The organism is Catellatospora sp. NPDC049111 (assembly GCF_040648615.1).
Taxonomy (GTDB): Bacteria; Actinomycetota; Actinomycetes; order Mycobacteriales; family Micromonosporaceae; genus Catellatospora; species Catellatospora aurea.
Genome location: NZ_JBEZEB010000008.1, coordinates 1 through 11,849 on the forward strand (window position 1 = coordinate 1; position 11,849 = coordinate 11,849).

General features: G+C 70.1%; 9 protein-coding genes. 5 read left to right on the forward strand and 4 right to left on the reverse strand.

What is annotated here, in order from left to right; translation table 11 throughout:
- Positions 1 to 92: 92 nt before the first annotated feature.
- From AB0B66_RS14125 to AB0B66_RS14135, 3 genes are all read right to left on the reverse strand, one after another.
- Complete coding sequence (locus AB0B66_RS14125) at positions 93 to 1,013, reverse strand: carbohydrate ABC transporter permease (protein ID WP_360528261.1); 921 nt, start codon at positions 1,011 to 1,013, stop codon at positions 93 to 95.
- A complete protein-coding gene (locus AB0B66_RS14130; protein ID WP_360528264.1) occupies positions 1,010 to 1,915 on the reverse strand; it encodes a sugar ABC transporter permease in 906 nt (301 codons plus the stop codon). The genes AB0B66_RS14125 and AB0B66_RS14130 overlap by 4 nt, the downstream gene beginning before the upstream one ends.
- A gap of 77 nt (positions 1,916 to 1,992) precedes the next feature.
- Positions 1,993 to 3,294 carry a sugar ABC transporter substrate-binding protein gene (locus AB0B66_RS14135; protein ID WP_360528267.1) on the reverse strand — a complete coding sequence of 434 codons (1,302 nt, stop codon included), beginning with the start codon at positions 3,292 to 3,294 and terminating at the stop codon, positions 1,993 to 1,995.
- A 275-nt stretch (positions 3,295 to 3,569) separates the two neighbouring features.
- On the opposite strand from AB0B66_RS14135, the gene AB0B66_RS14140 reads away from it, so the two are divergent.
- The gene (locus AB0B66_RS14140; protein ID WP_360528270.1) at positions 3,570 to 4,574 is read left to right on the forward strand and encodes a hydroxyacid dehydrogenase; all 1,005 of its coding nucleotides are present in this window, start codon (positions 3,570 to 3,572) and stop codon (positions 4,572 to 4,574) included.
- Between the two features lie 300 nt (positions 4,575 to 4,874).
- Here the strand turns inward: AB0B66_RS14140 and AB0B66_RS14145 are convergent, their stop codons facing one another.
- Positions 4,875 to 6,938: a prolyl oligopeptidase family serine peptidase gene (locus AB0B66_RS14145; RefSeq protein WP_360528273.1), complete on the reverse strand. Its 2,064-nt coding sequence runs from the start codon at positions 6,936 to 6,938 to the stop codon at positions 4,875 to 4,877.
- A 48-nt stretch (positions 6,939 to 6,986) separates the two neighbouring features.
- Between AB0B66_RS14145 and AB0B66_RS14150 the strand changes: the two genes are divergently transcribed.
- Genes AB0B66_RS14150 through AB0B66_RS14165 form a run of 4 tightly spaced genes read left to right on the forward strand, consistent with a single transcriptional unit; the run spans position 6,987 to position 11,806 of the window.
- Positions 6,987 to 8,870: an ABC transporter substrate-binding protein gene (locus AB0B66_RS14150; RefSeq protein ID WP_360528276.1), complete on the forward strand. Its 1,884-nt coding sequence runs from the start codon at positions 6,987 to 6,989 to the stop codon at positions 8,868 to 8,870.
- A 7-nt stretch (positions 8,871 to 8,877) separates the two neighbouring features.
- Positions 8,878 to 9,879 carry an ABC transporter permease gene (locus AB0B66_RS14155; protein ID WP_360528279.1) on the forward strand — a complete coding sequence of 334 codons (1,002 nt, stop codon included), beginning with the start codon at positions 8,878 to 8,880 and terminating at the stop codon, positions 9,877 to 9,879.
- A complete protein-coding gene (locus AB0B66_RS14160) occupies positions 9,876 to 10,760 on the forward strand; it encodes an ABC transporter permease (RefSeq protein ID WP_360528282.1) in 885 nt (294 codons plus the stop codon). The genes AB0B66_RS14155 and AB0B66_RS14160 overlap by 4 nt, the downstream gene beginning before the upstream one ends.
- Positions 10,757 to 11,806 (forward strand): ABC transporter ATP-binding protein, encoded by a 1,050-nt coding sequence (locus AB0B66_RS14165; protein WP_360528285.1) that lies wholly within the window; start codon positions 10,757 to 10,759, stop codon positions 11,804 to 11,806. Before AB0B66_RS14160 ends, AB0B66_RS14165 begins: the two co-directional genes overlap by 4 nt.
- The last annotated feature ends 43 nt before the right edge of the window (positions 11,807 to 11,849 follow it).

Sequence of the window (11,849 nt, forward strand, 5' to 3'; positions counted from 1 at the left end):
GCATTAGCGCCGTTTCTGAAAAACCCCTGCGGTGGGACCCGAGGTTTTGACCTGAAACGGCGATCATGCCGGGCGCCACGGCGGCGTGAGCTCTACTTCACCGCCCCGGCGGTCAGCCCGGCCTTCCAGTAGCGCTGGAGACTGAAGAACGCCACGATCAGCGGCAGGATCGCCACCAGCGAGCCGGTCATCAGCAGCGGGTAGAACAGGTCCTGGTCGGCGGCGATCTGCTGGCGCCACATGAACAGACCCAGGCCGACCGGGTAGAGATGGTGGTCGGACAGCATCAGCAGCGGCATGAAGAACGCGTTCCAGCCGCCGGTGAAGCCGAACAGGAACAGCGTCGCGAACGCCGGGCGCAGCAGCGGGAACGCGATCTGCCAGAAGGTGCGCAGCTCGCCCGCGCCGTCGACCCGGGTGGCCTCCAGCAGCTCGTCCGGCACGTATGCCGAGCTGAACACCCGCCCCAGGTAGACCCCGAACGGGCTGGCCAGGCCGGGCAGGAACACGCCCCAGAAGCTGTTGGTCAGACCCAGGTCAGAGGCCATCAGGTACAACGGCACCGTGGTCACCGCCGCGGGCACCAGCACGCCCAGCAGCACCAGCCCGAACCAGCGCTCCTTGCCCGGGAACCGGAACTTGTCGAAGGCGTACCCGGCCAGGATCGAGATCATCGAGCTGGCCAGCGCGCCGACCCCGGCGTACAGGAAACTGTTGAGCAGCCAGCGCAGGAACAGCCCGTCGCCGAAGGTGAACAGCTCGACCAGGTTCTCCCACAGCCGCATGCGGGCGAACTCGAACCCGCCGGTGGAGTAGAGGTCGGCGTAGCCCTTCGTCGCCGCGATGACCAGCCAGGTCAGCGGGAGCACCGTCCACAGCATGGCGGCGACCAGTACGCCGTTGACGACGCCCTTGGACAGCAGCGGCGAGGCGGATCGGGTGCGCCGCGGCTGCGCCGCCGGGGCGGGGGAGAGCACCGGCTCGGGCCGGGTCAGAGTCTGCGAGGTGCTCACAGCGCCGCCCCCTTCTTCGAGAATCGGGTGACCAGGAACGACGCCACGGCCAGCACCACGGTCAGGATCAGCGAGGCCGCGGCCGCGCCACCCATGTCGTACGCCTTGGTCAGCTGGTAGATGTACAGGCTCGGGGTCCACGCCTGGTCGATCGTGGTGGCCGCGTCGCGCACGATGAACGGCTCGGTGAACAGCTGCATCGCGCCGATGACGGTGAACAGCACGGCCAGCACCACCGCGCCGCGGATCATCGGGGCCTTCACCGACCACGCGATGCGGATCTGCCCGGCCCCGTCGACGGTGGAGGCCTCGATGACCTCCCGCGGCACGGCCTGCAGCGCGGCGAAGAAGATGATGACGTTGTAGCCGGTGTGCATCCAGGTGGTCAGGTTCGCCACCGCGCCGATCGCCCCGGCGTCCGAGCCCAGGTTGAACGGGATGCCGGCCTTCTCCAGCGCGTCGATGATCGGGGACAGGCCGGGGGTGTAGAGGTAGGTCCAGATCATCGCGGCGATCAGGCCGGGCACGATGTTCGGCAGATACAGCGCGAGCTGGAAGAAACGCTTCGCGCGGGCGTACGCCGAGTCGAGCAGCAGGGCCAGCAGCAGCGCGATGCCGATCATGACGGGGATGTAGACCAGGCAGTAGACGCCCACGGTCACGAAGCTGCCGAGGAACTGGGCGCTGGTCAGTGCCCGGGTGAAGTTGTCCAGGCCGACGAAGACCTGGTCGGGCTCGCCGCCGAGGCCGAGGCCCGAGGTCTGCTCGCGGTGCAGGCTCAGCCAGGCGCCGTATCCGATGGGCGCGAGCGTGAAGGCGAAGAACAGCAGGAAGAACGGGGCGGTGAAGAGCGCGGCGACGCCGTACTGGCGGCGGGCCAGGCCGGAGCGGGTGGGGGGCATGGGCGCACCTCCTTTCAGCAACGAGGGAAGGGCGGGCGGCGCTGCCCCGAAACAGCGCCGCCCGCCCCGGTGGGTCGTCAGGACGCGTTGATGCCGCGGCCCTTCAGGTCCTCGATCGTCTTGGTCTGCACCGGCGCGTACACCGCCGGGAGCTGCTGCTTGCCCGTCTGCACCAGCTTGAACTGCTCGCCGATGCCGTCGAACACGCCGCGCATGCCCGGGCCCCAGACCCAGCCGGTCTTGATGGTCGGCAGGGCCGCCTTGGCCACCGCGTAGATGTCCTGGCCGCCGAAGAACTTGGTGTCGAAGTTCTTCGCCGCCACGTCGGCCAGCTCCGGAATGGCCGGCAGTGTCGAGCTGGCGCCGCTGGCCAGGCGGGCCTGGATACCCTCCGGGGTGGTGGTCATCCAGGTGATGAACTTGAGCGCGGCTTCCTTCTTCTTGCTGGTCTTGCTCACGCCGAACGAGGAGCCGCCGACCATCGCCGAGGCCGGGTTCGCGTCCCACGAGGGCAGCGGGGCCGAGGCCCACTTGCCGGCCTGGTCGGGCAGGCCCGCCTTGAGGCCGCCCGCGGCCCACGCGCCGCCGAGCTGGGTCCATACCTGGTTGGCGGCCTTGCGCTTCTGCACTTCCTCGGCCGGGACGTTGGTCACCAGGTCGTTGGTGATCAGGTCCTGCCAGTAGCCGGCGACCTTCTGCGACTCGGGGGAGTCCAGCGTGACCTTCCAGGAGTCGCCCTCGATGCCGAACCACTTCGCGCCGGCCTGCCAGTTCAGCGACACGAAGTTGGCCGAGTCGGTCTGGTTCCAGTCGGTGATGCGCGACTTCGGGTCGGCCTTCTTCACGGCCTCCGCGGCGGCCTTGAACTCGTCCCAGGTCTTCGGCACGGCGATCTTGTGCTGCTCGAACAGGTCCTTGCGGTAGAACATGACCATCGCGCCCGCGTCCAGCGGCACGGTCCAGGTCTTGCCCCCCAGCGTCACCAGCTCCTGGATCGGGGCCGGGTACTTCGACTTCACCAGGTCGGTGATGTCACCCGAGACGTCGGCCAGGTTGCCCTGCGCCAGCATGTCCGGGAGCATCGCGTACTCGACCGTGGCCACGTCCGGCGCGTTGCCCGCCTTGACCGCGTTGGTGAACTTGCCGTAGCCCTCGGCGCCGCCCGGGATCTGCTCGAACTTGACCTGCACATCGGTGTGGGTCTTGTTGAACGCGTCCGTGACCTCCTGCGAGGCGCGCAGCCAGGACCAGAAGGTGATCTCCGTGACGGCGGGCTTGTCGGCGGGGGTGTCGGCGCTGCCGCATCCGGTCGTCACCAGAGCCATGGAAACCATGGCGCCGGCGAGCGCCGCGGCTGCCTTCATCGATCGGGTCTTCATGACCGCTCCTTTGCGGGGGGAATCGGATCGTAGCGGAAAGTTTTCGCAGTTCAGAGCCCTGGCCCTGGGGCCCGGGCGGGATGTCGGGGGAGTGGCTCAGATCACCGTGCCCCGGCGGAGACAGAAACTAAACCGTTTTCTACGACGACGTCAAGTCGCCGATTCCATCTCGTTGCAAACGGCGGTTAATCCCAGTGTTGACCACGCAAACGGATGGGGCTACGGTCCTGAATTCGTACAGCAAACGTTTACTAGAGATCGCCATGGGAGATGCCGTGAGCCAGCCGGACCGCCCTGCCGGGCTCATCGTGATGTCGCCGCCGGCGGCGGGCGCGGTGTTCCCCGACGATCTGCTGACCCGGCTTGGTGGATCGTTGCGCCTGCTCAAGCCCGGTGCGGTGGGCGACTTCGCGACCGCCGCCGAGATGCTGTCCGAGGTGGAGGTCCTGCTGACCGGGTGGGGCTGCCCGCCGCTCGACGAGTCAGTGCTCGACGCGATGCCCCGGCTGCGCGCGGTCGTGCACGCCGCCGGCTCGGTGAAGCTGCACGTCGGCCCGGAGGTCTTCGCCCGCGGCATCGCGGTGTCCTCGGCCGCCGACGCCAACGCCGAGCCGGTCGTGGACTTCACGCTTGCCGTGTTGCTGCTGGCGGGCAAACGCGCCTTCGCCTTCGCCCGCCGCTACGCGGAGGGCCGCCAGCCGACGTTCGCGGTCAACGAGCGCGCGGGCAACGACGGCCGGGTCGTCGGCGTCGTCGGCGCGTCGCGTATCGGCCGCCGCGTCATCGTGCGGCTGCGGGCTGCCGGGTTCCGGGTGCTGGTCAGCGATCCGTACCTGGACCCGCTGGACGCCGCCGCGCTGGGCGCGGAGCCGGTCGGGCTCGACGAGCTGTGCCGGCGCAGTGACGTGCTCACCCTGCACGCGCCGGAGCTGCCGGAGACGGTGCGCATGATCGACGAGCGGCGGCTGGCCATGCTGCCCGACGGGGCGATCGTCATCAACACCGCGCGCGGGGCGCTCATCGACACCGAGGCGCTCACCCGCGCCTGCGCCGACGGCCGCATCGACGCGCTGCTCGACGTCACCAGCCCTGAGCCGCTGCCCGCCGGGCACCCGCTGTTCGCCATGCCCAACGTCTGGATCACCCCGCACCTCGCGGGCGTCCAGGGCACCGAAGCCCGCCGCCTGGGCGCGTACGCCGTCAACGAGGTCGAGCACTTCCTCGCCGGCCGCCCCATGTCCGGCGAGATCCGCGCCGACCAGCTCGCCGTCCTGGCCTGACCCACCAGGTCACGCCCCCCGTCCCCCTCCACCGCCGCGCCGTCGCCGTTGCGCCACCTGCTGCCTGCACTTTCGGGGAAAGTGCGCGAATCAGGCCGCCGATTGCCGCAGTTTCCGCGAAAGTGCAGCCGGCCGCCGCCGCGTCGGCTGCCGCCGCGTCGGGCGGCCTGGCGTCGGGCGATCCGGTGTCGGGCGACCCCGTCGGGCGGGGCGTGGTCCTCACCAAGGTCGTTCGACTTGCCTGGCACCTGTGCGAAAGACCGTTCAAGATACGCACAGGTGCCAGGCAAGTCCGGCGATCTAGGACGGGCGGGCGGCGAGGTGGGACAGGATGAACGACACGATCTCGGCCTCGTAGTGGGCGTGGGCGTAGCGGCCGGCGGGGCCGGTGTGGGCGCCGGAGCCGAGTTCGGTGCGCAGGTAGAGGGGGCCGTCGGCAGGGGTGGCGGTGGCGCGTAGGCGGGCGATCCACTTGGCGGGTTCGTGGACCATGACCCGGGGGTCGTGCAGGGCGCCGGTGGCCAGCAGTGCCGGGCGGGGGCCGGACGGCAGGTGGTTGTACGGGGAGTACGCCCACATCCAGGCGAACTCGTCGGGCTTGCGCGGGTCACCCCACTCGTCCCACTCGTTCACGGTCAGCGGGATATCCGGGTCGAGCATGGTCGTGATCACGTCCACGAACGGCACCTCCGCCACCACGGCGGCCCAGCGTTCGGGACGTCGGGTGTAGACCGCACCCTGGAGCAGGCCGCCTGCCGACAGCCCGCGGGTGGCCAGCCTGGACCCGTCGGCGATGCCGTCGGCCAGCCAGTCGGCCACGGCGAGGTGGTCGGTGAAGGTGTTGGCTTTCGTGCCGAGCCGGCCGTCGTGCCACCAGCCGCGGCCGTTCTCGCCGCCGCCGCGCGGGTGGGTCAGCGCGAAGACCACGCCGCGGTCGAGCAGGCTGGGCAGCACCGGATCGAACTCCGGGTCCAGCACGGACTCGTACGCGCCGTACCCGTAGAGCAGGGCGGGGGCGGTGCCGTCGAGTGGGGTGTCCGCGCGCCAGGCCAGCGTCACCGGCACGGCGGTGCCGTCCGGGGCGGTCGCGTGCCGCCGCTCGGTCCGGTACGCCGTCGCGTCATACCCTGGCACCTCGCGGCGTTTGCGCAGTTCGAGCTCGCCGGTGCGGAGGTCGGCGGTGTGCCAGGACGGCGGTTCGACCAGAGATTCGACGACGACCGTGACGGCGGTGTCACCGTACTCCACCGGAGTCGCCAGGCGGACGTGCCCCGCGTCGATGCCCGCGCCGATCTCGACCTCCGCTCCGGTCGCCCGGTCGACGGCGCGCAGCAGCGGGAAGCCGTCGCGGCGCAGCTCGACCAGCCAGTGCTCGCGCAGCGCGTGGCAGGCGGTGACACGCTCGCCCGGCCGTGGTGCGAGCAGTTCGGTCCAGTGCTCCGGGCCGGGGGTCGCCACCGGCGCGGATATCACGCGGAACTCGGGTGCGCCGTCGTCGGTGACGATGACCAGCCGCCCGTCGGCGTGGTCGACGGTGTAGTCGACGCCCTTGCGCCGCGGCGCGACGAGCACGGGTGCCGTGTCCGGGGCGTCGGCGGGGATCAGCCGCCACTCGGCGGTGTCCCGGCTGCGCGCCTCGATCATGATCCAGCACAGGTCGCGGGTGGCGTGCACGGTGAGTTCGAAGCGGGCGTCGTCCTCCTGAAAGACCAGCACGTCCGCTTCGGCCGGGGTGCCGATGGCGTGCCGCCAGACCTGGTGGGGGCGGAACAGCTCGTCGTGCACGGTGTAGAAGAACGTGCCCGAGTCGGCGCTCCACGCGCCGGTGTAGTACGTACGCGGAAGCTCCTCCGAAAGGTCAGTCAACGTCGCCGTATGGCGGAACTTCAATCGATAGACCTCGTCGCCGGTGGTATCCACTGAGTACGCCAGGAGCGTGTTGTCGGGGCTCGGCTCCCGCAACCCGATCTCGGCGAACCCGTCGGGACCGGCCAGCCGGGCTCCGTCGAGCAGCACCCGGTCCGGTTCCCCGTCATGTCCGGCTTGTAAGAACTGCTCGTACTCACTTCCCGCGACGGTCCGGGTGTAGTAGAAACGTGAACCACGTCTCCAACTGACTGAGCTATCAGTCGGAAGAAGGCGTCGCTCCACCTCGTGAAAGACCTCGGTCTGGAGGCCCTCCAGCCGGCTGGCGGCGGCATCGTAGTACCCGCGCTCGGCGCGCAGGTAGGCGAGAAACCGCGGGTCGGAGTGGTCGCGCATCCACCCGTAATCGTCGGTCCACCGGTGGCCGTGCAGCTCGCGCTCGCACGGCTCGCTCGGGGCGACCGGCGGGACGTCGATGTTGTCGAGATCGTGCGGCATGAACGGGCACCCTACCCGCCACGCCCCCGGGCACCAAGGAGTAAACCGATGAGCAGCACCTCTCCTGCTCCCAGATCCTGGTTGACCAATCAGTCAGCGCGGCGTGCGCGGGCGCGGGTGGCGATGGCGGTGGCCGCCGCCGTGGTCGCGCTCGGCGCGCTCGCGACGCCCGCCGCGGCCGACGGGACGCCGTCGCCCGGGGCCGCGCAACGCAGCAAGACCAGCTTCGTCATCGGCATGAAGCAGGACATCGACTCGCTCAACCCCTACGTGGGTGTCGTGTCGGCGGCGTACGAGTCCTACCGGCTCATGTACGACTACCTGATCGGCAACAGCGCCAAGGACTTCTCCCCGACGCCGGAGCTTGCCGAGAGCTGGGAGACCTCGGCCGACGGCAAGACCTGGACCTACCACCTGCGCAAGGGCGTGAAGTTCTCCGACGGCGTCGAGCTGACCTCCAAGGACGTGGCGTACAGCTTCCAGCGGGCCAAGGACGACGAGAAGGCCAACAGCCAGTACGGCAGCTACGTCGACAACATCTCGAAGATCACCGCGCCGGACGCGTACACCGTGGTCATGGAGACGGCGCAGCCGTCGCCGATCATGGTGAGCCTGGCGGTGCCGATCCTGCCGGAGCACGTCTGGTCGAAGATCGACGCGACCGCGGTGGCCAACTACGCCAACGACAGCAACCCGGTCGGGTCCGGCCCGTTCCGCCTGGCCGAGGCGAGGAAGGGCCAGTTCTACCGGTTCACCGCGAACAAGGACTACTACCTGGGCGCGGCGAAGATCGACGAGCTGGTGCTGCGCATCTTCACCGACGACGAGGCGCTGTCGCAGGCCGTGCAGAACGGTGAGATCGACATGGCGCAGGACCTGCCCGCGGCCGTGTTCGAGCCGCTGATCGGCAAGGACGGCATCACCGTCAACGACGCCAAGTACTACGGCTTCAGCGAGCTGGCCTACAACATCGGCGCGGCCACCACCGACGACAAGCCGATCGGCGACGGCCACCCGGCGCTGAAGGACAAGCAGGTCCGGCTCGCCATCGACCACGCCATCGACCGCAAGACGCTGGTCGACAAGGTGATCCGCAACCACGGCACCGCCGCCACCGGCGTGATCCCGCCGATCTACGCCGACCTGCACTGGAACCCCGGCGCCAACGAGCGGGCGTTCGACCTGGCCAAGGCCAACTCGATCCTGGACGCGGCCGGCTACGCCAAGGGCGCCGACGGCATCCGGGCCAAGGACGGCAAGGCGCTGAAGTTCCGGATGTTCGCCCGCAGCGAGTCGGAGTCGTCGCAGAAGGACGCCGAGTACATCCGCGACTGGCTCAAGGAGATCGGCATCGCGGTCACCGTCTCGGTGATGAGCGAGGACAACCTGACCACCGTGCTCGGCAAGGGCGAGTTCGATCTGTTCCACTGGGGCTGGGTCGTCGAGCCGGACCCCGACTTCCAGCTGTCGGTGATGACCTGCGGTCAGCGCTCGACCGAGGAGGACGGCGAGATCTCGGCCGGCTGGTCGGACAGCTACTACTGCGACGCCGACTACGACGCGCTCTACGCCAAGCAGCAGACCATCATCGACCGGGCCGCGCGGGCCGAGGTCGTCAAGCAGGCGCAGGCCAAGCTGTACGACGACGTCGCCTACTCGATGCTCTACTACTACAACCAGGCCGACGTGTACCGGTCGGACCGGTTCACCGGGTTCGTCGCCCAGCCCAGCGACGGCGGCATCCTGGCGCTGCAGTACGGCACCTACTCGTACCGCAACATCGAGCCGGTGGCCGAGAAGGCCGCGACCGACGACGGCGGGCTGCCGACCGCCGTGATCGTGTCGATCGTGGTCGGCGTCGTCGTGCTGATCGCCGTCGCGGTCATCGTGGTCGTGCTGCGCCGCCGGTCGACCGCGGACGACCGGGAGTGACCCGCTGATGGGCAACGCCAACGGGGGCGGCGCGCCGCGCCGCCCCCGTCCCCTCTCCCTCGCGCTGGTGTTGCGGCGCTGCGCCGCGGCGCTGGCCACGCTCGTCTTCGTGGTGCTGGCCAACTTCTTCCTGTTCCGGATCCTGCCCGGCAACCCCGAGAAGACCTTCGCCCCGCGCGGGCGCAACGCCGACCCCGAGACACTCCGGCAACTGCGCGAGACGCTGGGTATCAACGATCCGCTGAACGTGCAGTTCGGCAAGTACCTGCAGCAGCTCGCGCACCTCGATCTCGGCTGGTCCTGGAGCAAGAAGGAGCCGGTGCTCGACCTGATCCTCCGCGGGCTGTGGCCGACCGTGCTGCTGTCGGGCACCGCGCTGGTGCTGGCCAGTGGCATCGGCGTCTGGCTGGGTTCCCGGGCGGGCTGGCGCTACGGCAGCAGGTTCGACCGCTGGTCGTCCAACCTCGCGGTCACCTTCTACAGCACCCCCGAGTGGCTGCTAGGCCTGGTCGTGCTGGTGGTGCTCAGCCGCTTCGGGCTCGGCGCGGGCGGCATGACCGATCCGCGCTCCGAGCTGCCGGTATGGCTGGACGTGCTGCGGCACATGGTGGTGCCGGTCCTCGTGCTCGCCGTCGTCTACGTCGCCGAGTACTCGCTGATCATGCGATCCTCGATCCTGGACGAGCGGCGGGCGGACTACCTGACCACCGCACGGGCCAAGGGCCTGCGGGACGACCTGGTGCTGCGCCGGCACGCGATGCCCAACGCACTGCTGCCGACCGTGTCGCTGCTGTTCCTGAGCCTCGGCTTCGTCGTCGCGGGCGCGATCACGGTGGAGATGGTGTTCTCGTGGCCCGGCCTGGGCAGGCTCACCTACGAGGCGACCCGCGGCCCCGACGTCCCGCTGCTGCAGGGACTGTTCCTGTTCTTCAGTGCTGCGGTGATCTTCATGAACCTGCTGGCCGACCTGCTCATGCCGGTGCTCGACCCGAGAGTGAGGCAGCCGTGACCGCGGGTTCCCTGCAACGCCGATCCGGCCGGAGCGGGTGGCGCAGGCTGCTGCGCGACAGCGAGTTCCGGTCCGGCGCGATCGTGCTGGTCCTGTTCGGCCTGGTCGCGATCTTCGCGGACCTGCTGGCCGACCCGGACGGGCTCAGCGTGGTCAAGGCGACCGGCGGGGCCCTGGAGCCCCCGTCCTGGCAGTACCTGCTGGGCACCGACGCCGACGGCCGCTCCGTGCTCACCCTGGTCGTGCACGGTACCCAGATCACGCTGCTGGTCGGCCTGGCCGCCACGCTGATCTCGATGGTGCTCGGCACCGTCATCGGCGTCATGTCCGGGCACTTCACCGGCGTCGGCGGTGGCCTGCTCAACAGGTTCACCGAGTGGTTCCTGGTGATTCCGTACCTGCCGCTGGCGATCGTGCTGGCCACGGTGTTCCCGCCGCAGGTGCCCAAGCTGCTCGCGGTGATCATCGTGATCGGCGTGACGTCCTGGTCGAGCACCGCCCGGCTGGTGCGGGCGCAGACCATGGCCGTGGCGGCGCGGCCCTACCTGGAGCGGGCGCGGGCGCTCGGCGGCGGGCACTGGCACCAGATGACCCGGCACGTGCTGCCCAACGTCATGCCACTGGTGCTGGCCAACACCACATTGACAGTATCGATAGCGATCATCGCGGAGACGTCGCTGTCGTTCCTCGGGCTCGGTGATCCGCTGCGCATCTCCTGGGGCCGCGTCCTCGACATGGCGTACAGCGGCGGTGTGATCAGCCAGGGGGCGTGGTGGTGGGTGCTCGGCCCCGGCGTCGCGGTGGTGCTGGTGGTGCGGGCCTTCAACATGTGCGGACGGGCGCTGGAGCGCACCCTCGACCCGAGGCTGGAGGCACGATGAGCAGCGAGGAGCGAGCCCCGCAGCCGGGGGCGGACGCGGCGGCACGGATCCCGCAGGCGCGTACAGGCGGTGGACCGGCGAGCCTGCTGGAGATCAGGGACCTGCGGGTGTCGTACCGCGACCGGGGCGTGCCGCTGCCCGCGGTGCGCGGCGTGGACCTCACCCTCGGTGCGGGGCAGACGCTGGGGCTGGCGGGGGAGTCGGGCTGCGGCAAGTCGACGCTGGCGAGCGCGCTGCTGCGGCTGCTGCCCGCCAACGCCGAGGTGTCCGGCGAGATCCTGCTCAACGGCAGCGACGTGCTGAAGATGAGCTGGGGGCAGCTGCGTGCGGTGCGCTGGAACGAGGCGTCGATCGTGTTCCAGGGCGCGATGCACGCGCTCAACCCGGTGCGCGCCATCGGCCGGCAGATCGCCGAGGCGATCCGGTTGCACGCCCCGAAGGCGTCCGCGGCTGCGGCCCGTAAGCAGGTCGGCGAGCTGCTGGAGCAGGTGGGCGTGCCCGCGTGGCGGGCCGAGTCGTACCCGCATGAGCTGTCCGGCGGGCAGAAGCAGCGCGTCATGATCGCCATGGCGCTGGCCTGCTCACCCCAGCTGATCATCGCGGACGAGCCGACCACCGCGCTCGACGTGATGGTGCAGGCCCAGGTGCTGACCCTGCTCCGGCAACTGGTCCAGGAGCGGGGCGTCGGCCTGATCCTGATCAGCCACGACCTGTCGGTGCTCGCGTCCACCTGCGACCGCGTCGCCGTGATGTACGCGGGCCGGATCGTCGAGCAGGGACCGGGGCACCGGCTGTTCGCCGAGGCGGCCCACCCGTATGCCCAGGCGCTGGCCGCGGCGTTCCCGGTGATCGGGGACATGGCCTCGCGCCGGGCGCCCCGGGGCCTGCCCGGCGACCCGCCGGACCCGCGCGAGCTGGGCGAGGGCTGCGCCTTCGCGCCCCGCTGCCCGGTCGCGCTGCCCGAATGCGGCCGGCACGACATCGCGCTGCGCGCGGTCGACGCCGAGCGCAGCGCCGCCTGCGTACACGTGGGGGCAGCGGCATGATCGAGCGGTTCGGTGGGCGCGGTTCTCATGCTGGTGACGAGCG